Raw genomic sequence first — 19,026 nt, 5'->3', positions numbered from 1 at the left:
GCCCGTGATCCCATCCCAGCCTGTAAATCTAACCACCGTTTGCCGGCGCTCGCCAGCGCAACCGATCAAGCATGCGCCGGAAAAGGGAGACTCGGAGTCGTCCCGGCGAATAAAGGAAATGCAACCCTTCAGGCGCAACCACGCTGCGCGTTTGCGCCGGCATCAAGTGCCGCGCGGTTTCACGCGCCTTGTCGGCATCGCGCTGGCGGGATCTTCCGGCCAGGGATGGCGCGGATAGCGGCCGCGCAGGTCGGAACGCACCGCGGCGTAACTGCCGCGCCAAAAACCCGGCAGGTCGCGCGTCACCTGCACCGGACGCTGCGCCGGCGACAGCAGTTCCAGCACCAGCGGCACCGCGCCCCTGGCGATCGAGGGATGGGCGTTGAGCCCGAACAGCTCCTGCAGCCGCACCGCGATGGTCGGGCCCTGCTCGGCCTCGTAATCGATTGTAAGCTGCGTTCCGGTCGGCGCCTCGAAATGCGTCGGCGCCTCGCGATCAAGCCGCGCCCGCAACTCCCATGGCAACAGCGTCATCAGCGCGTCCGACAGGTCACCGGCGGACAGATCCTTCAGCGCGGTCTTGTCGTAGAGCGCCGGCACCAGCCAGTCGTCGGCGCGCGCGGCAAGCGCCGTGTCCGACAGATCGGGCCAGCTTTCGTCCTCGGCCTTGCGCAGGAACATGATTCGATCGCGCCACTGTTTCGAATGCTTCGACCACGGCAGCCGGTCGAGCCCCGCAGCGATCAGGCCGTCGGCGAACACGCGCGCGGTCTCGGCCGATGGCTTGAGCGACATCGGCGCTTCCGACAGCGTGATCGCATGCAGCGAACGCCTGCGGCGCGCGCGCAGTGCCATCGCGCCGCGGTCGAACGTCACCTCTTCGACGTTTTCGATCTGATCGGCGAAGCGCTGCTCGATCTCGTCCTGGGTGATCGGCGCCGCCAGCAGGATGCGGCCGTTCGCAGCCGTCCCCGTCAGTTCGGCAACCGCGATCATGGGCACCCGCGCCAGCGCCGCGGTCTGCTCGACGGCGGCGCCGCGACCATTGGCCAGTACGAAACTGCCATTGCCGCGGTTTTTGGCGACACGGTCCGGAAACGCAAAGGCCAGCATCACGCCGGTCGAGAGATCCTTCTGCTCGCTCACCGCCGGCTTCACCTGCGAGGCCCAGCGCGCAGCCAAGCTGCGCGCGCTCGATGCGCGCTGCGAGCGGTCGCGGCGGAACTGGTCGAGCCTGTGGTCGAGATCGACGCTGTCGCCGCCGAGCCCGCGCTCGGTCAACACCGCGGCGATCTCGGCCGCCTCTTCGCCCGCGCCGAAGCGCGCGGAGTCCACGATCATGCGCGCCAGCCGCGGCGGCAGCGCCAGCGCGCGCAGGTTCTTGCCCTCCTCGGTGATGCGGCTGTCGTCGTCGAGCGCACCGAGCTCGCCGAGCAGCGATCTCGCTTCCTTCAACGCCGGTGCCGGCGGCGGATCGAGGAAGGCCAGGCTCGCGGGATCGCTGACGCCCCATTGCGCGAGGTCGAGCACCAGCGAGGACAAATCAGCCGAGAGGATCTCGGGCGCGGTGTAGGCCGGGAGCGAGGCGGTCTGCGGCTCGTCCCAGAGACGGTAGCAGACGCCGGGCTCGGTACGGCCGGCGCGGCCGCGGCGCTGATCGACCGCGGCGCGCGAGGCCCGCACGGTCTCGAGCCGGGTCAGCGCAATATCCGGTTCGTAGCGCGGCACCCGCGCCAGGCCGGAATCGACCACGATGCGCACACCCTCGATGGTCAGTGAGGTCTCGGCGATCGAGGTCGCCAGCACCACCTTGCGGATCCCCTTCGGCGCCGGCGCGATGGCGCGATCCTGCACGGCGGCATCGAGCGCGCCGAACAGCGGCACGATCTCGACCGAGGCGTCATGCACGCGCTCGGCGAGAAACATCTGCGTGCGGCGGATCTCGGCCGCGCCCGGCAGGAAGGCAAGCACCGAGCCGGCATCGGCGCGCAACGCGGTCGCGATCGTCTCGGCCATCTGCCGCTCCAGCGGCGCGTCGACCTTGCGGCCGACGTAGCGGGTCTCGACCGGGAAGGCGCGCCCCTCGCTCTCGACCACAGGCGCGTCGCCGAGCAGCCTTGCAACGCGCGCGCCGTCGAGCGTTGCCGACATCACGAGGATGCGCAGGTCCTCGCGCAGGCCGGTTTGCGCGTCGCGTGCCAGCGCCAGCCCAAGATCGGCATCGAGCGAGCGCTCATGGAATTCGTCGAACAGCACCGCGGCGACGCCGGTGAGTTCGGGATCGTCGAGGATCTGGCGCGAGAAGATGCCTTCGGTGACGACCTCTATCCGCGTCGCGCGCGACACCTTTGAGCCGAAGCGCACCCGATAGCCGACGGTCTCCCCGGGCCGCTCGCCGAGCGTCTTCGCCATCCGCTCGGCGCTGGCGCGCGCGGCGATGCGGCGCGGCTCCAGCACGATGATCTTTTTGCCTTTGGCCCACGGCGCATCGAGCAATGCCAGCGGCACGCGCGTGGTCTTGCCGGCGCCCGGCGGCGCGACCAGCACGGCGGCATTGTGGCGATCGAGCGTGCGGTCGAGCTCATCGAGCACGGCGTCGATCGGCAGCGGGCTATCGAATTGGTGCGGCAAGCGGTCTCATCGCGGCAGCGGCCCTCGGCCGACCTGCGTCCTGTGGTTAACGAAGCACGGCTTCTTCTAGGATTTCCGGGCCTCTTAGACCATTCGCCGGTGACAGGGAACCGGGGATAGCGCCGGGTTCGGCGGCACATCCTTTGTATGGATAAAGGAGAAAGCAACCGATCGGGCCGATGATGCGCGCGATCACGCCGGAACGGGACAAGGATGACCACAAACGGCACACAGGCTGCGACAGATCGTTCCCTTGATCGATCCCTTGATCGATCACTTGGGAACGCGGCCGCGCGCGTCGATTGGGTCGACTATGCCAAGGGCATCTGCATCGTCATGGTGGTGATGATGCATTCGGTGCTGGGGGTCGAGAAGGCCTTCGAGCAGACCGGCTTCATGCATTATGTCGTGATGTTCGCAAAACCGTTCCGGATGCCGGACTTCTTCCTGATCTCGGGACTGTTCCTGTCGGTCGTGATCGATCGCGATTGGCGCACCTATCTCGACCGCAAGGTGATGCACTTCGCTTATTTCTACGTGCTGTGGGTGACGATCCAGTTCGGCTTCAAGGCGCCGTCGCTGGCCGCCGAGGCGGGCTGGGCCGCTGTCGGGCTGCAATATCTCGAGGCCTTCATCGAGCCGTTCGGCACGCTCTGGTTCATCTATCTGCTGCCGATCTTCTTCGTCGTCACCAAGCTCACGCGCAACATCCACCCGCTCGCGATCTGGCTGGTTGCCGCGGCGCTGGAGAGCGCGCATGTCGTGACCGGCTGGACCGTGATCGACGAGTTCTGCGCCCGCTTCGTCTACTTCTTCGCCGGCTATGTGCTCGCTGCTTACGTGTTCGCGCTGTCGGACCGCGCGCGGGCGCGGCCTGCATTTGCGCTGCTCGGGCTTGGGCTCTGGGCGCTCGTCAATGGTAGCCTGGTCGCGCTCGATATCAGTGAATGGCCGGTCGTCTCGCTGGCGCTCGGCCTGGCCGGTGCCTGCGCGATCATCGTGACCGGCACGCTGCTGGCGCGCGCGCACTGGCTCGGCTTCCTGCGCTTCTGCGGCGAGCACTCGATCGTGATCTACCTCGCCTTCTTCCTGCCGATGGCCGCGACCCGCACCCTTCTGCTGCGGTTCGATGTCATCCACGACATCGGCCTGGTCGCGCTGATCGTCACTGCAATCGGCGTCGCAGGCTCCCTCCTGATCTGGCGGTTGGCGCTGGCGGTCCGGGCCAATTTCCTGTTCGAGCGGCCCGATGCGTTCTGGATTGCCCCGAAAAAGGCAGCGCCCGCGCTGCAGGCGGCCGAATAGTGCCAAAAGTCATGGCCCGGATTCGTTCCACCGAGGGCGAACCGGCCTGTTCCAATTTTCCGTACATTGAAATGACTGGCTTTTTGGTCCCGAATGTTTCGTCGCCGGAGCCGCGACGAAACAATTCTCCCGGTCACGAAACCATTTTCCGCTTTTCGCGCAGACATCCGGAAACGGGCGCTAACTAACGTTTCTCCCAACGAACCGCCGCCCAACGGCGAACTGGGAGCCTGTCATGCCGAACGTCATCGCCATCAACTCTGCAGCCAAGAAGCACATCGACGCTGCACGCGCGACCTCGGATGAAACGCTGCTCGCGCATATCGCCAAGAATAACCGCACCTCGATGCACACGCTCTATGCCCGTCACAACGTGCGGGTTTACCGCTTCGTGCTCCGCATGGTGCGCGACACCACGATGGCCGAGGACCTGGTGAGCCAGGTGTTCCTCGACGTCTGGCGCACCGCGGCCCAGTTCGAGGGCCGCTCGCAGGTCTCGACCTGGCTGCTGTCGATCGCCCGCTTCAAGGCGCTGACCGCACTGCGCCAGCGCCGGCATGAGGACATCGACCAGGACGACGTGCTGGAGATCGCCGACGGTGCCGACACGCCGGAAACCTCGCTCGATCGCGCCACCACCAGCGAGATCCTGCGCGCTTGCGTCGCCAAGCTGTCGCCGGCGCACCGCGAGATCATCAATCTGGTCTACTACCATGAGAAGTCGGTCGAGGAGGCCGGCCAGATCATCGGTATCCCGCAGAGCACAGTGAAGACCCGCATGTTCTATGCCCGCAAGCAGCTCGCCGACCTCCTGAGGGGCGCCGGCGTGGACAGCGTCGCGGCCTAAAGCAAAGCGTATTCAGTGATTTAGAAGGAGATCAAGCACACCGGGGCAATTGTCCACGAAGCCAAAACAGTGCGGCGACGAAACAATTGAAACAATCGACGACATCACCCGGAAAAACGCGATCTCTATACCCATACCCAACGACGCAACCCCAACCCCAATTCACTGACCCAGGTTTCGATACCTCCTTAAGTTCTAACCTCCCAAGTAACCTCCAACGACCCGGCCGGGATGCCCCCCAGCCGGGTCGCTCTGTTTTTGGCGCGGCAACTTGCGGCCTCAAAAAGACTGTCGTCGCCCGGCTTGACCGGGCGACCCAGTATTCCAGAGGCCCATCCGCCACCACGAGCATCTCCGGGTAAAGATCTGACCGGCGAGGATGTCGACGTAGAAAGCGACGTGCTCCCAATTGCGGCCTCTGGGATACTGGATCGCCCGGTCAAGCCGGGCGATGACGCCGATTGGGTGGCGCGACCGCGCCAATGACTGAAAGCAACACCGCCTCCCCCGCCCGCCGTCGATCGGATGCGTGAGCCGCGCAGCGGATGACATCGGCCTCACGCTGACGTGACGTCATCCGCACCCGGACGACCGTAACGGCCACGCCGTCCTCGCGAAGAACATCAGGCGTACCCGGCACGGCCCTCTGGCGCGCCGGGACTTCTGATGGACGGACGACGATGCTCAGCCTTGCCCTAGCCCTGCTTGCCGGTGTCGCCACCGTCGCCGCCCCTTGCACCCTGCCGATGCTGCCGATCCTGCTCGGGGTATCGATAGGCCAGACCGGCAAGGCGCGGCCCGCGATGATCGCGCTCGGCTTCGTGATGTCATTCTCTGCCGTGGCATTGCTGCTGAGTGCGATCACGCGCGCCTTCGATTTCGATCCGAACCTGCTGCGGACCGGCGCGGCGATCCTGCTCGCGGGCTTCGGCCTGTTGATGATCTGGCCGGCGCCGTTCGAGTGGCTGGCGATCCGGCTGACCGGCGCCGCCGGCAGCGTGGGCCAGGCCGTGCCGTCGCAGAGCCTGTTCGGCGGCTTCGTGCTCGGCTCTACGCTCGGCCTGGTGTGGACGCCGTGCGCCGGTCCCGTGCTCGGCTCGATCCTGACCATCGTCGCGACCTCGAAGGACACGGCGTGGGCGAGCCTGCAGCTCGTGACCTACGCGATCGGCGCCGCGATCCCGATGCTTGCCATTGCCTATGGCGGGCAAGCCGTCACCACCCGCGTGCGCAGCATGGCGCGGATCGCGCCGCGCCTCCAACAAGGCTTCGGCGTCGTGATCATCGCCTTCGCCGCGCTGTCCTACCTGCAATACGACACGCTGATCGTGGCGTGGCTGACCCAGTTCTATCCCAACGGCCAGATCGGCCTGTGAGCTCATAAGGAGAGATCAATGTCCCTGCGCTTGATTGCTGTATCCGCTCTTGTGGCGGGCCTTGGCCTCGGCGGCGCCGTCATCCCCGGCCTCTGCACCGAGTCCAACGCGCCGGCCGTGCCCGTTCCGATGGCCACCGCGATGACCACCGCGCAGAGCCAGACCGCGCCCGAATTCGCCGGGATCAGCAACTGGTTCAATTCGCAGCCGCTCAAGCTTGCCGATTTGCGCGGCAAGGTCGTGCTGGTGGATTTCTGGACCTATGGCTGCGTCAACTGCGTCAACACGCTGCCGCACGTCACCCAACTTTATTCAAAGTACCGGGATCGCGGCCTCGTCGTGATCGGGGTCCACACGCCGGAATTCCCGTTCGAGCATTCGGCCTCCAACGTGCAGGCGGCGCTGAAGCGGCACGGCATCCTCTATCCGGTGGCGCAGGACAACAATTCGCAGACCTGGAACGCCTACGGCAACCAGTATTGGCCGGCGCAATACATCATCGACCAGAACGGCAAGATCGTGTTCCAGCACGCCGGCGAGGGCCAGTACGGCGAGATCGACCGCACCGTCGCCCGGCTGCTCAACGCCAATAGCTGATTGGACAATTTGTCAGCTAATTGGACAATCCGCCGTCATTCCCGGCATGATAGGCTCAACGCCGGGAATGCGCGATCCCGAACGTGATCGCGCCCGAAATTGACGACGGACGGTGCGTGATGTTCGAAGGCTGGGATGCGGTCGTACTCGCCCGCGCGCAATTCGCTTTCACGATGTCGTTCCACATCGTGTTTCCCGCATTCTCCATCGGGCTTGCGAGCTACCTCGCCGTGCTTGAAGCGCTGTGGCTGGCCACCAAGCGCGAGGTCTACATCAACCTGTTCAATTACTGGCTGAAGATCTTCGCGGTCGCGTTCGGCATGGGCGTGGTCTCGGGCATCGTGATGTCCTACCAGTTCGGCACCAACTGGTCGGCCTTTGCCGACAAGACTGGTCCCGTGATCGGCCCGATGATGGCCTACGAGGTCTTGACCGCATTCTTCCTCGAGGCAGGCTTTCTCGGCGTGATGCTGTTCGGGCTCGAACGCGTCGGCCCCAGGCTGCATTTCGTGGCGACGTTGATGGTCGCGATCGGCACGCTGATCTCCGCGTTCTGGATTCTTTCGGCCAATTCCTGGATGCAGACGCCGACTGGTCATGCCGTCAATGCCGACGGCCAGTTCGTCGCCGCCGACTGGCTGAAGGTGATCTTCAATCCGTCATTCCCCTATCGCCTCGTGCACATGGTGCTGGCGGCGTATCTCACCACCTCGCTGGTGGTCGGCGGGGTCGGCGCCTGGCACCTGCTGCGCGACCAGCATCTCGCCGGCCCGCGCGTGATGTTCTCGATGGCGATGTGGATGGCAACCCTGGTGGCGCCGATCCAGATCCTCGCCGGCGACCAGCACGGCCTCAACACGCTGGAGCACCAGCCGGCCAAGGTGATGGCGATGGAAGGCCATTATCAAAGCCACAAGGACGGTGCGCCGCTGATCCTGTTCGGCTGGCCCGACCAGCGTGATGCCAAGGTGAAATACGCGATCGAGGTGCCGAAACTGTCGTCGCTGATCCTGAAGCATTCGCTCGACGCACCGCTCGCCGGCCTCGACACCGTGCCGCGTGAAAACTGGCCGCCGGTGCCGATCACCTTCTGGTCGTTCCGCATCATGGTCGGGCTCGGCTTCCTGATCCTCGGGCTCGGGCTGTTCAGCCTGCTGATGCGCTGGCGCGGCATGATGTACCAGTCACAGCTGCTGCATCGCTTCGCGGTCCTGATGGGCCCGGCGGGCTTCATCGCGGTGCTCGCCGGCTGGATCACCACCGAGACCGGGCGGCAACCGTTCACCGTCTACGGGCTGCTGCGCACCACCGATTCCGCATCGCCGCTGGCAGCGCCGGCGGTGGGCTCGTCGCTGATCGCCTTCATCATCGTCTATTTCGCGGTGTTCACCGCCGGCGTGATCTACATCCTGCGGCTGATGGCGCAGCCGCCGCATCCCGGCGAGCAAGGCCCGACAAAGGACCTTCCCGCCCGTGCGGCCGGCATCACGCCGGCGGCAGGTGCAGCCGTGGAGGGCGTGCGATGAGCATTCCGATCGACCTCGCCACGATCTGGGCCTTCATCATCGCCTTTGCCGTGTTCGTCTATGTCGTGATGGACGGCTTCGATCTCGGCCTCGGCATCCTGTTTCCGCTGTTCCCGCAAAAGGCCGATCGCGACGTCATCATGAACACGGTGGCGCCGGTGTGGGACGGCAACGAGACCTGGCTGGTGCTCGGCGGCGGCGGCATGATGGCGGCGTTTCCGCTGGCCTATGCGGTGCTGATGCCGGCGCTCTACACGCCAATGATCGCGATGCTGCTCGGCCTCGTGTTCCGCGGCGTCGCCTTCGAATTCCGCTGGCGCACCCAGAAGGCGCGCAACAAATGGGACCTCGCCTTCGCCGGCGGCTCGCTGGTCGCGACGCTGGCGCAAGGGATCGCGCTCGGCGCCATCCTGCAAGGCATCCATGTCGAGGGCCGCCACTATGCCGGCGGCTGGTGGGACTGGCTGACGGCGTTCAGCGTCCTGACCGGCATCGCGCTGGTGATCGGCTATGCGCTGCTGGGCGCGACCTGGCTGGTGATGAAGACCGAAGGCGAGCTGCGCGAGCGCGCCTATCATCTGAGCTGGATGTTGTTGGTCGCGATGCTGTGCGCGATCGGCGCCGTCAGCATCGCAACGCCGTTCCTGGCCGTGCAGTACACCCAGCGCTGGTTCGCCTGGCCCAACATCATCCTCACCGCGCCGGTACCAATCGCGGTCGCCGCCGTCACCGCGCTCTTGCTGCGCGCACTCAGCAACAAGAACGACCACCAGCCGTTCTTCCTGACGCTCGCCCTGTTCGCACTGTCCTATGCCGGGCTCGGCATCAGCATGTACCCGTACATCGTACCGCAGAGCATCACGATCTGGCAGGCGGCGTCGCCCGCGAACAGCCAGATCTTCATGCTGTTCGGGGTCTCGATCCTGGTGCCGCTGATCCTCGGCTACACCGCCTGGGCCTATTGGGTGTTTCGCGGCAAGGTGCGCCCCGGCCACGGATACCACTGATGCCGCCACCCGGTTCGAATCAGCGGCCGCTCGGCCAGCGCCTGTTGTGGTTCGCAGCGCTCTGGCTCGGCGGCGTCGGCACCGTGACCCTGGTCTCTTTCGCGTTGCGACTCTGGATTGCGCCGAAATAAGGCCGCCGACGCGACGTGCCACGGGCCCAATGACAAAAAACAGAAGCATTACAGTGATATAGTGTGACGCCCGCCCTAAACTTGCCATCAAGCTGCCGCTGAGATTTGATGCTGCCGCGATTTGGGCGGAGCCATTGGCCGCTGCGCCAACAAGGAGAGCTTTGCATGACGAAACTTCGTCACCTGGTCTGGATGTTGATCGCCACGGGCGCGCTCGTGCTGTCGACGTCGCAAGGCTTTGCCCAGAGCCGCCCGGACGCCGACGAGCCGGGCTTGGTCGCCGACGACAGCTACGAGCTCGACCCGGAATGGCAGAAGCAGGTCGTGTACTATCGGACCAACGAGGCGCCGGGCACCATTATCGTCTCCACCGCCGAACGCCATCTCTACCTCGTGCAGGGCAACGGCCGCGCGCTCCGCTACGGCATCGGCGTCGGCCGCGACGGCTTCCAGTGGCAGGGGCTGGTGACCATCACCCGCAAGGCCGAGTGGCCGGATTGGACTCCGCCGCCGGAAATGATCGCCCGCCAGCCCTATCTGCCGCGCTTCATGGCGGGCGGCCCGGGCAATCCGCTCGGCGCACGCGCGATGTATCTCGGCACCACGGTGTACCGCATCCACGGCACCAACCGGCCCGACACCATCGGCACCGCGATCTCGTCCGGCTGTTTCCGCCTGGTCAACGCCGACGTCGCCGATCTCTACAATCGCGTTCCCGTCGGCACCAAGGTGATCATCCGGCAGAAGCCTGAACTGTAATCTCGACCCACCCGCCTTCGATATCCGACCTGTTTTTCCCCGATCATTCGCGAGAGAGAACCCATGCGTACATTTCGAGGCGGCCTGACGATCGGGCTCGCGGTCGCCGCGCTGGTTGCGGCCGCCGCCATCACCTATGAGCGTTACGACACCCGCACGCTGAAGCGCACCGTCCGCCGCGGCGACGTGCTGTGCGGCGTCAACAAGGGCCTGCCGGGCTTCTCGATCCCGGACGACAAGGGCAACTGGACCGGCTTCGACGTCGACTTCTGCCGCGCGGTGGCCTCGGCGATCTTCGACGATCCGTCGAAGGCGAAGTTCGTTCCGCTCGACGCCAGCGAACGCTTCAAGGAGCTGCAGAACCGCAAGGTCGACATCCTCTCGCGCAACTCCACCTGGAGCATGTCGCGCGAGACCAATTACGACCTCTATTTCCCGGCGGTCGCCTATTATGACGGTCAGGGCTTCATGCTGCCGCGCTCGCGCAACATCGATTCTGCGCTCGACCTGAACGGCAGCAAGGTCTGCGTGCAGGCCAACACCACGACGCAGCTCAACCTCGCCGACTATTTCCGTGCCAACAACATGAAATACACGGAGATGAAGTTCGACAAGCTGGAGGATGTCGTGAAGGCCTATGACACCGGCCAGTGCGATACGCTGACGTCGGACGCCTCGCAGCTCTATGCGCTGCGGCTCAACCTCTCCAAGCCGAGCGACCACACCATCCTGGCCGACATCATCTCCAAGGAGCCGCTGGCGCCGGTGGTCCGGCTGCGCGACGACGACTGGATGATGATCGTGAAGTGGACGCTCTACGCCATGATCAATGCCGAGGAACTCGGCATCACCTCGAAGAATATCGACGAGGCGCTGAAGTCGAAGAAGCCGGAGGTGATGCGGCTGGTCGGCACCGAGGGTTCCTATGGCGAGGATCTCGGCCTGACCAAGGACTGGGCCGTGCGCATCATCCGCCATGTCGGCAATTACGGCGAGGTCTACGACCGCAACGTCGGCGCCGATTCCAGACTGAAGATTCCGCGCGGCATGAACCAGCTCTGGAACGCCGGCGGCGTCCAGTACGCGCCGCCGATTCGTTGACGACACGCAGCCAGGCTACAGCCGCCACCGCATCCGCAGTTGTCATCGCCCGCGAAAGCGGGCGATCCAGTACGCCGCGGCTTCTCCGCTCAAGCACTGACGTCTCTGGAATACTGGATCGCCCGGTCGAAGCCGGGCGATGACAGTGAGTTGTGCGGAGATGTCGCCGCCGCTGATCGACAGCGCGGCCTAGATCTCCGCCGTTACCGCACGCTCAACTGTCATCGCCCGCGAAAGTGGGCGATCCAGTACGCCGCGGCTTCTCGGCTCAAGCACTGACGTCTCTGGAATACTGGATCGCCCGGTCGAGCCGGGCGATGACAGTGAGTTGTGCGGAGATGTCGCCGCCGCTGATCGACAGCGCGGCCTAGATCTCCGCCGTTACCGCACGCTCAACTGTCATCGCCCGCGAAAGTGGGTGATCCAGTACGCCGCGGCTTCTCGGCTCAAGCACTGACGTCTCTGGAATACTGGATCGCCCGGTCGAGCCGGGCGATGACAGGGTGTTGCGTGGCGATGACGGTGAGTCGTGCGGCGGCGCCCTCGATCAGTACCCCTTGCCGCTCGCGAGCTGGTCGGTGTGGAAATTGCTGTCGCCGAACAGCTCCTGGCAGACGCGGGCGCGCTTCATGAAGAAGCCGATGTCGAACTGGTCGGTCATGCCCATGCCGCCATGCATCTGCACGCCCTCCTGGACGGCCAGCGTCGCGGTGGTGCCGGCGCGCGCCTTGGCTACCGCGACCGCAGTGGCAGCCTTGGCCAGATCGGCGTCGAGCGCCTGCAGCGCCTTGAGAACGGCGGCGCGGGTGATCTCGATATCGATGTAGAGTTCGGCGGCCCGGTGCTGCAGCGCCTGGAATTCGCCGATCGCCTTGCCGAACTGCTTGCGCTCCTTCAGGTAGTTCACGGTGCGGCCGAACACCTCTTCGGAGAGACCGACCATTTCGGACGCGACCGCGCCGCGGCCGATATTGAGCACGCCCTCGAGCAGCCCGAAACCCTGATCGACCTCGCCGAGCACACTGTCGGCGTTGACCTCGACATTGTCGAACACGATGCGCGCCGCATTGTGCGAATCGACCATCGCGGTGCGCTCGACCGCGAGCCCCTTGGCCTTCGGATCGACAAGGAACAGCGTCAAGCCGTTCTTGTCGCCGGCGCTGCCGGCCGTGCGCGCCGCCACGATCAAAAGATCGGCGGTGTGGCCGTCGACAACGAAGGCCTTGTCGCCGGACAGCCTGAAGCCGTTGCCGGAACGCGTCGCCTGCAATTTCGTCTGCAGCGGGCGGTGCTTCGCGCCCTCGTCGACCGCGAGCGCTGCGAGCAGCGAGCCGTCGGCGATGCCAGGCAGATGCTGCGCCTTCTGCGCCTCGCTGCCGCCGCGCGACAGCGCTGAGGCGGCAAGCACCGAGGTCGCGAGGAATGGCGAGGGCATCAAGGTGCGGCCGATCTCCTCCATGACGATGCCGGCCTCGACGCAGCCGAGCCCGCTGCCGCCGAACTGGTCCGGCACCAGGAGACCGGAGAAGCCCATCTCGGCAAAGGTCTTCCAGAGCTCGCGCGAGAAGCCGGTAGAGTCCTTGCTGTCGCGCAAAGAACGCAGATGCGCCACCGGCGCCTTGTCGCTGATGAGACCGCGCGCACTGTCGCGCAGCATGGATTGTTCTTCGGTGAGGACGAGGGCCATGGATGGATTCCGCTCTTCGATAATTCAAATTCAGACGATGTTGAGTTCGTCATTCCGGGATGGCCCGAAGGCCAGGCCCGGAATCCATAACCACGATCGGGAGTATGGATTCCGGGCTCGCGACTGCGTCGCGCCCCGGAATGACGCGTGGTGAAACGGTGCCTCACGCCCCCGGCAGATCGAGGATGCGCTTGGCGACGATGCCGAGCATCACCTCCGAGGTGCCGCCCTCGATCGAGTTGGCCTTGGTGCGCAGCCAGGCGCGCGGACGGGCGCCGCCCCGGGAGCGGTCGCTCTCCCATTCCAGCGCGTCGATGCCGCCCGCCGACATCAGGATCTCGTAGCGCCGCTTGTTGAGCTCGGTGCCGTAATATTTCATCGCCGACGAGAACGCCGGATGCGACTGGCCCGCCTTGGCGAGATCGACCGCGCGCTCCGCTGCCGCGGCGAGCGCGGCCTCGTCGACCTCGAAGTTCGCGATCTGGCTGCGCAGCTGGGCGTCGTCGAGCCGACCCTGCGCATCCGCGCCGACCGAGTCGGCTGCGATCTGGCCGAGTGGACGGCCGACGCCGCGCTCGCCCATGCCCGAGATCATCGCGCGCTCGTGCTGCAGCAGATATTTCGCGACATCCCAGCCGCGATTGACGGTGCCCACGACATGCGACTTCGGCACGCGGACATTGTCGAAGAAGGTTTCGCAGAACGGCGAATAGCCGGAGATCAGCAGGATCGGCTTCGTGGACACGCCCTTCGACGTCATGTCGAAGAGAATAAAACTGATGCCGTCATGCTTCTTGGCCGCGGGATCGGTGCGCACCAGGCAGAAGATCCAGTCGGCATAGTTGGCGTAGGAGGTCCAGATCTTCTGGCCGTTGATGATGTAGTCGTCGCCGTCGCCGACCGCGCGGGTTTGCAGCGAGGCGAGATCGGAGCCGGCGTTCGGCTCGGAATAGCCCTGGCACCAGCGGATCAGGCCCGCGGTGATCTTCGGCAGATGCTCCTTCTTCTGCTCCTCGGTGCCGTATTGCAGCAGCGCCGGTCCGAGCATCGAGATGCCGAACGAGGTCAGCGGCTGGCGCGCGCCGATCGCCGCCATCTCCTGGCGCACGATCTTGGCTTCCTCGCCGTCGAGGCCGCCGCCGCCATATTCCTTCGGCCAATGCGGCACGGTCCAGCCCTTGTCGCGCATTCGCTCGAACCAGACCCGCTGCGCGTCCGACGAGAATTTCGCGTTGCGGCCACCCCAGAAGGTGTCGCCATCGGAGGTCATCGGTTTACGCATCTCGGCCGGGCAGTTCTGCTCCAGCCAGGCGCGGGTCTCCGCGCGGAATTTCTCAAGGTCAGCCATGGTGCGTTTCCAATCAAATTCGACGAATTGGATTCGACCTTAGACCTACGCAGCCGCCGAGTTCAATATGCCTCGCAGCCGCGCCATGCTCTGGCGTCGCTACTCACCTTGCGCGATCGGGTGTATCGCCGAAGCGGGGTAACGATTGAAAAACAAGAGGAAACGGACATGCGGCTGAAGCTGCTTTCGCCTAGCGAAATGAACCCCGCCCAGAAAGAAACCTACGACGAGTCGATCGCCGGCAAGCGCGGCGCGCCACCGGCGCCGATGATGGCCTGGCTCAACAGCCCGGAGATGGCGCGGCATGCCACGCGGCTCGGCGAGGTGCTGCGCTTCGACACGGTCTTCCCGCCGAAGCTGTCGGAGATCGCGATCCTCGTCACCGCGCGGCACTGGACCGCGCATTACGAATGGTATGCCCACAAGCGCCTCGCGCTGAAGGGCGGCCTCGATCAGAAGATCATCGAGGACATTCGGGTGCGCCGGACGCCGACTTTCGACGATCCCAAGGCCAAGATGATCTACGACGTCGCCAAGGCGCTGCACGAAGGTCATGGCCTGCCGAAGGGACTGTATGACGAGGCGGTCGAGGTGCTGAGCCTGCGCGGGCTGGTCGAGGTGATCGGGCTCTGCGGCTACTACACCATGGTGTCGATGACGCTGAACACATTCGATTTCCAGCTGCCGGGCGGCGAGTTGTCGGAGCTCTGCTAGGCTCAGCCGGCCGTGGCGCCGTTCGGAAACGCTGGGTTTCCGGATGGATCGCTCCGGCGCCGGCAAATCCGGACTATATCAGGCGGCGAAGCCTTGCCCCTGACGGCAAGGCGTTGATGCCAACGGAGCCAGTTCATGCCAGAAAATCCCCCCATCATCGCGGGCACGCGGATCGGGCATGTGCACCTCAAGGTCGCCGATCTCGAGCGCGCGCTCGGCTTCTATTGCGGCGTGCTCGGTTTCGAGCTGCAGCAGCGCTTGGGGACGGACGCCGCCTTCATCTCGGCCGGCGGCTATCACCATCACATCGGCCTCAACACCTGGGAGAGCAAGGGCGGCCACCCGCCACCGCCGGGCACGACGGGCCTGTTCCACACCGCCATCCTGTATCCGACCCGCCCGGCGCTCGCCGACGCGCTGCATCGGGTGCTGTCGGCCGGCATCCAGCTCGACGGCGCCAGCGACCACGGCGTCAGCCAGGCGCTCTACCTGCGCGACCCCGACGAGAACGGCGTCGAGCTCTATTGGGACCGGCCCGCAGCCGAATGGCCGCGCAGCGCGGACGGCAAGCTTTCGATGTTCACGCGCCGGCTGGACCTCGAGGATCTGCTGAAGCAGCGGGCGGCGTAATTCCGTAGCCCGGATTGAATTGTAGCCCGGATGAGCGAAGCGACATCCGGGGACTGGCGCAAGTCGAGGGACCGGTCCCGGATATCGCGGAGCCTGTCATCGGGCGCGCGTTCGCGCAACCCGTTGGCTCATCCGGGCTACGGGTGCAGCAAGAGGCGCGTGATCCAGCCGCCCGCGTAGAGCCCAACGCCGAACACCGCATGCGTCAGGAGGCTCTGCAGCCTCGCCGCCCACGGATGCGGCGTCCGGCTCGCGGCAAAGCCCGCGCCCATCGCGGGCTGCATCACCAGGAATGGTGCAGCCACGCTGCCGATTCCGACGATCAGGCCCGGAACGATGCTGGGCTGCCGAGCCCAATCGAGGCCGAAGATCGCAAGCAGTACGCCGGCAAAGCCCATCCCGATCAGATAATGCGCGGCCCATCCGATCGCCCGCTCGCCCGCGACCTGCGGCGACGCGGCGATGCGGTCGTGGCGCAGGCGCCCGGATGCGAGATGGCCGAGCCAGCGGCCGACCAGGGCATAGTCCAGCGACGCGATGCCGAGCAGCCGCTTGCGGACCATGCCCCAGACGTCCATCACGACCGTCGCGCCGGTCCCGATCAGCACCGCGCGCGCCAGAAAATCCACGGCGTCAACCATGCGCAGCCTCCACCGGTGCTCGTGCCGCGACCATCCAGCAGGCCGCGGTGAAGCGAATTTCGTTGCCGTGGACGTAGCGATCGAAGGCGCCGCGCACTGTCTCGATCACCTGCGCGCGACGCGGCTCTTCCATGCCCCGCAGCATCGTGCCGACCGGGCCGAGCCAGCTCACATAGCGGATCAGCTCCGATGCCGGAAAGCGCAAGGCGACATCGACCGGCTCGATCGCGATCGCGCCCCAACCGCTGTCCTCCAGGATGCGCGCGACCCGGTTCCGGTCCGCGAATCCGAACTGCCCCGGCGCATCGGGACGCCGCGCCGGGAGATCCGGCAGCAGCGGCCTCGCCGCCCGCTCCGCCGTCGTCATGAACGGGTTCTCGGCGGCGGCGCGCCACGCGATGAAGCGGAGCGCCGCACCCGGCCGGGCCGCGCGGCGCAGATTGGCGAAGGCCTGCACCGGATCGGCAAAGAACATCACGCCGAGACGCGAGATGATGATGTCGAAGCTCGCCGGTGCAAAGCCGTGGGTCTGCGCGTCGGCGCAGATGAAGTCGGCAGGCCACCCTTCCCGCTCCGCACGGTCACGCGCCACCGCGATCATCGGTTCGGAGATGTCGATGCCGGTGCAATGCCCTTGCGGGCCGAGCACGTGAGCGACGGCGAATGTCGTGGCACCCGTGCCGCAGCCGATATCGAGCACATGGCTGGCCCCGGCATCGGCCACCGCCCGAACGAGCAGCTCTTCGAGCGGCTTGAACATCCCTTCCAGCACGTCGCGTGTCTCGACCCAGGCGCGCCCGGCAGCGCCGTTCCAGAGTTTGGCCTGCTCGTCCTCGCCCTGCGATGCGATACTCATGATCTCGTCCTTTTGCTATTGGCCCGTCCTGATGCTTGCCTTAGGCAAGCGCCTGGCGGCACACTGCCAGTTCAAGTGAACTTGAGGTCAAGACCATGCGGGACATCGACATCGCGGAGGTGGCGCAATTGTCGGGCGTTCGCGCCTCGACCTTGCGCTTCTACGAGGAGAAAGGACTGATCGCCTCGCATGGAAGGCGCGGGCTGCGCCGGCTGTTCGATCCGGCCGTGCTGGACCGGCTGGCGCTGATCGCGCTCGGGCGCGCCTCCGGCTTCTCGCTCGACGAGATCGCAAAAATGTTCGCGCCCGACGGCAGGCCGCGCATCGACCGGAAGATGCTGGCGACGAAGGCCGACGAGCTCGACCGCACCATCCGCCGGCTCAACGCGATGCGCGACGGCCTGCGCCACGCCGCCGTGTGTCCCGCACCGAGCCACATGGAATGTCCGACCTTCCGCCGCCTGCTGCGGGTCGCAGCGGCCGGCAAGATCGGCGAGAAGAAGGCGAGGAAGGCGCCGCGCAAGTCGAGATCGTAGCCCGGATGAAGCGTAGCGAAATCCGGGGAGTCCCTCCGCGGGTCGACCTGCCCCGGATTACGCTTCGCTCCATCCGGGCTACGTTTTTCGGCCGATCATGATCGTCACCGCCGCGATCAGTTCGAGACCGATACAGCCGTAGAACGGCAGCGTGTAGCTGCCGGAAAGGTCGTGCAGCAGCCCGATCACGCCGGGGCCGAACGCGTAAGTGATCTGGTTGATCGCGGTGATCAGGCTGACCAGCACGCCGAATGCGCGCGGATCGAACTCGCGCTGCACGATCAGCGCCGGCAGCGTGATCAGATTGCCGACCGAGAAACCGAACAGCGCGCAGGCGGCGATCTGCGCGACGTCGTTGTGCACATTGATGATGATGACGAGCGCGATCGCCTGGCTGACAAAGGACAGCGCCGACGCCAGCCGCTGGTTGAGACGGTCGATCACGAAGGAGAACGAGACGCGGCCGACCACGGCCATCGCGGTCAACAGTGCCATCGCCACCGTGGCGCGCTCGCGGCCGATCACCTGATCGAGATAGGCGATCAGATGCACGATGAAGCCGACCTGGGCGAACAGCACCAGCGCGAAGGCAATCGAGACCGAGAGGAAGCGGATGTCGCGCAGCGCCCGGGCGCGCACCTGGGTCGCCGACGGCGCGTCGGCCGCCGCTGAAGTCACCGCGTGCAGATGCACCGGCGGCTGCCCGACGAAGATCAGGATGACAGGCACCATCACCACGACGAGCGCCACCGCGGCCGCGATCATCGCGCCGGAGAAACCGAAAGCGCCAATCCCCGCCACCAGCAGCGGCACGCCGACGATGCCGCCGAAGCTCGCGCCGTTCAGCGCCAGGCTGATCGCCATGCCGCGCTTCTTGTCGAACCACAGGCCGAGCGTGTTGGTGATGATGCCGAGGCTGGTGCCGGCCCAGCCGAACGCCAGCAGCGCATCGGCGAGATAGAGCTGCCACGGCTCGCGCACCTCGCCGATCGCAACCGCCGCGACCGCCATCGCGAGGGTGCCCGCGATCAGGCAGCTGCGGGCACCGAACGCCTTGATCGCCTCGCTGACGAAGGCGACCAGCGCGGCGCCGAACAAATAGAAGAAGGTGGTGCCCGACGAGATCAGCGACGCCGGCCAACCGTGCAGCCGTTGCAGCTCGGCGACGTAGACGCTCTGGCCGTAGAAGCCCAATCCCCAGCCGAAGGTCGCAAGCAGGAAGCAGACGACGACGATGCGCCAGCCCTCGTAACCGAGCGAGGATTCGTCATGCAGCCTGGGTGATGATGCGTCCATTTCTTGCTCTTGCTTCTCACATCGTCAGGACCGGACCA

The 19,026-nt window shown here is 65.7% G+C and carries 18 protein-coding genes; 12 read left to right on the top strand and 6 right to left on the bottom strand.

The window, feature by feature from the left end; translation table 11 throughout:
* Nucleotides 1–162: 162 nt before the first annotated feature.
* Nucleotides 163–2,631: an ATP-dependent helicase HrpB gene (gene hrpB, locus JQ573_RS21020; protein ID WP_212316886.1), complete on the bottom strand. Its 2,469-nt coding sequence runs from the start codon at nt 2,629–2,631 to the stop codon at nt 163–165.
* A gap of 213 nt (nt 2,632–2,844) precedes the next feature.
* Between hrpB and JQ573_RS21015 the strand changes: the two genes are divergently transcribed.
* The 9 genes from JQ573_RS21015 (at nt 2,845) to JQ573_RS20975 (ending at nt 11,280) form a co-directional block, all read left to right on the top strand.
* Nucleotides 2,845–3,936, top strand: coding sequence for an acyltransferase family protein (locus JQ573_RS21015; RefSeq protein ID WP_212316885.1), 1,092 nt, complete (start codon nt 2,845–2,847; stop codon nt 3,934–3,936).
* Nucleotides 3,937–4,171: 235 nt separating this feature from the next.
* Nucleotides 4,172–4,783 (top strand): sigma-70 family RNA polymerase sigma factor, encoded by a 612-nt coding sequence (locus JQ573_RS21010; RefSeq protein ID WP_092122590.1) that lies wholly within the window; start codon nt 4,172–4,174, stop codon nt 4,781–4,783.
* A gap of 680 nt (nt 4,784–5,463) precedes the next feature.
* Entirely contained in the window at nt 5,464–6,159 is a 696-nt protein-coding gene (locus JQ573_RS21005) for a cytochrome c biogenesis CcdA family protein (RefSeq protein WP_212316884.1), read from the top strand.
* An 18-nt stretch (nt 6,160–6,177) separates the two neighbouring features.
* Nucleotides 6,178–6,756, top strand: coding sequence for a thioredoxin family protein (locus tag JQ573_RS21000; RefSeq protein WP_212316883.1), 579 nt, complete (start codon nt 6,178–6,180; stop codon nt 6,754–6,756).
* Between the two features lie 119 nt (nt 6,757–6,875).
* Nucleotides 6,876–8,282, top strand: a complete 1,407-nt coding sequence (locus tag JQ573_RS20995; RefSeq protein ID WP_212316882.1) for a cytochrome ubiquinol oxidase subunit I — start codon at nt 6,876–6,878, stop codon at nt 8,280–8,282.
* Nucleotides 8,279–9,289, top strand: a complete 1,011-nt coding sequence (gene cydB, locus JQ573_RS20990; protein WP_212316881.1) for a cytochrome d ubiquinol oxidase subunit II — start codon at nt 8,279–8,281, stop codon at nt 9,287–9,289. Before JQ573_RS20995 ends, cydB begins: the two co-directional genes overlap by 4 nt.
* Nucleotides 9,289–9,420: a DUF2474 domain-containing protein gene (locus JQ573_RS20985; RefSeq protein WP_212316880.1), complete on the top strand. Its 132-nt coding sequence runs from the start codon at nt 9,289–9,291 to the stop codon at nt 9,418–9,420. Before cydB ends, JQ573_RS20985 begins: the two co-directional genes overlap by 1 nt.
* Before the next feature lie 165 nt (nt 9,421–9,585).
* The gene (locus JQ573_RS20980) at nt 9,586–10,179 is read left to right on the top strand and encodes a L,D-transpeptidase (RefSeq protein WP_176534117.1); all 594 of its coding nucleotides are present in this window, start codon (nt 9,586–9,588) and stop codon (nt 10,177–10,179) included.
* Between the two features lie 63 nt (nt 10,180–10,242).
* Nucleotides 10,243–11,280 carry an amino acid ABC transporter substrate-binding protein gene (locus tag JQ573_RS20975; RefSeq protein ID WP_092122571.1) on the top strand — a complete coding sequence of 346 codons (1,038 nt, stop codon included), beginning with the start codon at nt 10,243–10,245 and terminating at the stop codon, nt 11,278–11,280.
* Nucleotides 11,281–11,827: 547 nt separating this feature from the next.
* Here the strand turns inward: JQ573_RS20975 and JQ573_RS20970 are convergent.
* Together JQ573_RS20970 and JQ573_RS20965 are read right to left on the bottom strand one after the other, a co-directional pair.
* Nucleotides 11,828–12,967 carry an acyl-CoA dehydrogenase family protein gene (locus JQ573_RS20970; RefSeq protein WP_212316879.1) on the bottom strand — a complete coding sequence of 380 codons (1,140 nt, stop codon included), beginning with the start codon at nt 12,965–12,967 and terminating at the stop codon, nt 11,828–11,830.
* Between the two features lie 163 nt (nt 12,968–13,130).
* Complete coding sequence (locus tag JQ573_RS20965; RefSeq protein WP_212316877.1) at nt 13,131–14,315, bottom strand: acyl-CoA dehydrogenase family protein; 1,185 nt, start codon at nt 14,313–14,315, stop codon at nt 13,131–13,133.
* Between the two features lie 168 nt (nt 14,316–14,483).
* Here JQ573_RS20965 and JQ573_RS20960 point away from each other — a divergent pair, with 168 nt between their 5' ends.
* Both JQ573_RS20960 and JQ573_RS20955 read left to right on the top strand, forming a co-directional pair.
* The gene (locus JQ573_RS20960) at nt 14,484–15,029 is read left to right on the top strand and encodes a carboxymuconolactone decarboxylase family protein (RefSeq protein ID WP_212316876.1); all 546 of its coding nucleotides are present in this window, start codon (nt 14,484–14,486) and stop codon (nt 15,027–15,029) included.
* Between the two features lie 135 nt (nt 15,030–15,164).
* Nucleotides 15,165–15,659 carry a VOC family protein gene (locus tag JQ573_RS20955; RefSeq protein ID WP_212316875.1) on the top strand — a complete coding sequence of 165 codons (495 nt, stop codon included), beginning with the start codon at nt 15,165–15,167 and terminating at the stop codon, nt 15,657–15,659.
* Between the two features lie 137 nt (nt 15,660–15,796).
* Here JQ573_RS20955 and JQ573_RS20950 read toward each other — a convergent pair whose 3' ends face one another.
* Both JQ573_RS20950 and JQ573_RS20945 read right to left on the bottom strand, forming a co-directional pair.
* Nucleotides 15,797–16,300, bottom strand: a complete 504-nt coding sequence (locus tag JQ573_RS20950) for a DUF2938 domain-containing protein (RefSeq protein WP_212316874.1) — start codon at nt 16,298–16,300, stop codon at nt 15,797–15,799.
* A complete protein-coding gene (locus tag JQ573_RS20945; protein WP_212316873.1) occupies nt 16,293–17,156 on the bottom strand; it encodes a class I SAM-dependent methyltransferase in 864 nt (287 codons plus the stop codon). Before JQ573_RS20945 ends, JQ573_RS20950 begins: the two co-directional genes overlap by 8 nt.
* 95 nt (nt 17,157–17,251) lie before the next feature.
* Between JQ573_RS20945 and JQ573_RS20940 the strand changes: the two genes are divergently transcribed.
* Nucleotides 17,252–17,692, top strand: coding sequence for a helix-turn-helix domain-containing protein (locus JQ573_RS20940; RefSeq protein WP_212316872.1), 441 nt, complete (start codon nt 17,252–17,254; stop codon nt 17,690–17,692).
* 78 nt (nt 17,693–17,770) lie between these two features.
* Here the strand turns inward: JQ573_RS20940 and JQ573_RS20935 are convergent, their stop codons facing one another.
* On the bottom strand, nt 17,771–18,988 hold the full coding sequence (locus JQ573_RS20935; protein WP_212316871.1) for an MFS transporter: 1,218 nt from the start codon (nt 18,986–18,988) through the stop codon (nt 17,771–17,773).
* Nucleotides 18,989–19,026: the final 38 nt, after the last annotated feature.

This window comes from Bradyrhizobium sp. AUGA SZCCT0105 (assembly GCF_018129565.1).
Lineage (GTDB): Bacteria > Pseudomonadota > Alphaproteobacteria > Rhizobiales > Xanthobacteraceae > Bradyrhizobium.
This window is presented reverse-complemented; position numbering and strand designations above follow the sequence as displayed.

Coding starts and splice junctions, on each gene's coding strand:
- JQ573_RS21015 (WP_212316885.1), top strand. CDS start 2,845: ATGACCACAAACGGCACACAGGCTGCGACAGATCGTTCCCTTGATCGA.
- JQ573_RS21010 (WP_092122590.1), top strand. CDS start 4,172: ATGCCGAACGTCATCGCCATCAACTCTGCAGCCAAGAAGCACATCGAC.
- JQ573_RS21005 (WP_212316884.1), top strand. CDS start 5,464: ATGCTCAGCCTTGCCCTAGCCCTGCTTGCCGGTGTCGCCACCGTCGCC.
- JQ573_RS21000 (WP_212316883.1), top strand. CDS start 6,178: ATGTCCCTGCGCTTGATTGCTGTATCCGCTCTTGTGGCGGGCCTTGGC.
- JQ573_RS20995 (WP_212316882.1), top strand. CDS start 6,876: ATGTTCGAAGGCTGGGATGCGGTCGTACTCGCCCGCGCGCAATTCGCT.
- cydB (WP_212316881.1), top strand. CDS start 8,279: ATGAGCATTCCGATCGACCTCGCCACGATCTGGGCCTTCATCATCGCC.
- JQ573_RS20985 (WP_212316880.1), top strand. CDS start 9,289: ATGCCGCCACCCGGTTCGAATCAGCGGCCGCTCGGCCAGCGCCTGTTG.
- JQ573_RS20980 (WP_176534117.1), top strand. CDS start 9,586: ATGACGAAACTTCGTCACCTGGTCTGGATGTTGATCGCCACGGGCGCG.
- JQ573_RS20975 (WP_092122571.1), top strand. CDS start 10,243: ATGCGTACATTTCGAGGCGGCCTGACGATCGGGCTCGCGGTCGCCGCG.
- JQ573_RS20970 (WP_212316879.1), bottom strand. CDS start 12,967: ATGGCCCTCGTCCTCACCGAAGAACAATCCATGCTGCGCGACAGTGCG.
- JQ573_RS20965 (WP_212316877.1), bottom strand. CDS start 14,315: ATGGCTGACCTTGAGAAATTCCGCGCGGAGACCCGCGCCTGGCTGGAG.
- JQ573_RS20960 (WP_212316876.1), top strand. CDS start 14,484: ATGCGGCTGAAGCTGCTTTCGCCTAGCGAAATGAACCCCGCCCAGAAA.
- JQ573_RS20955 (WP_212316875.1), top strand. CDS start 15,165: ATGCCAGAAAATCCCCCCATCATCGCGGGCACGCGGATCGGGCATGTG.
- JQ573_RS20950 (WP_212316874.1), bottom strand. CDS start 16,300: ATGGTTGACGCCGTGGATTTTCTGGCGCGCGCGGTGCTGATCGGGACC.
- JQ573_RS20945 (WP_212316873.1), bottom strand. CDS start 17,156: ATGAGTATCGCATCGCAGGGCGAGGACGAGCAGGCCAAACTCTGGAAC.
- JQ573_RS20940 (WP_212316872.1), top strand. CDS start 17,252: ATGCGGGACATCGACATCGCGGAGGTGGCGCAATTGTCGGGCGTTCGC.
- JQ573_RS20935 (WP_212316871.1), bottom strand. CDS start 18,988: ATGGACGCATCATCACCCAGGCTGCATGACGAATCCTCGCTCGGTTAC.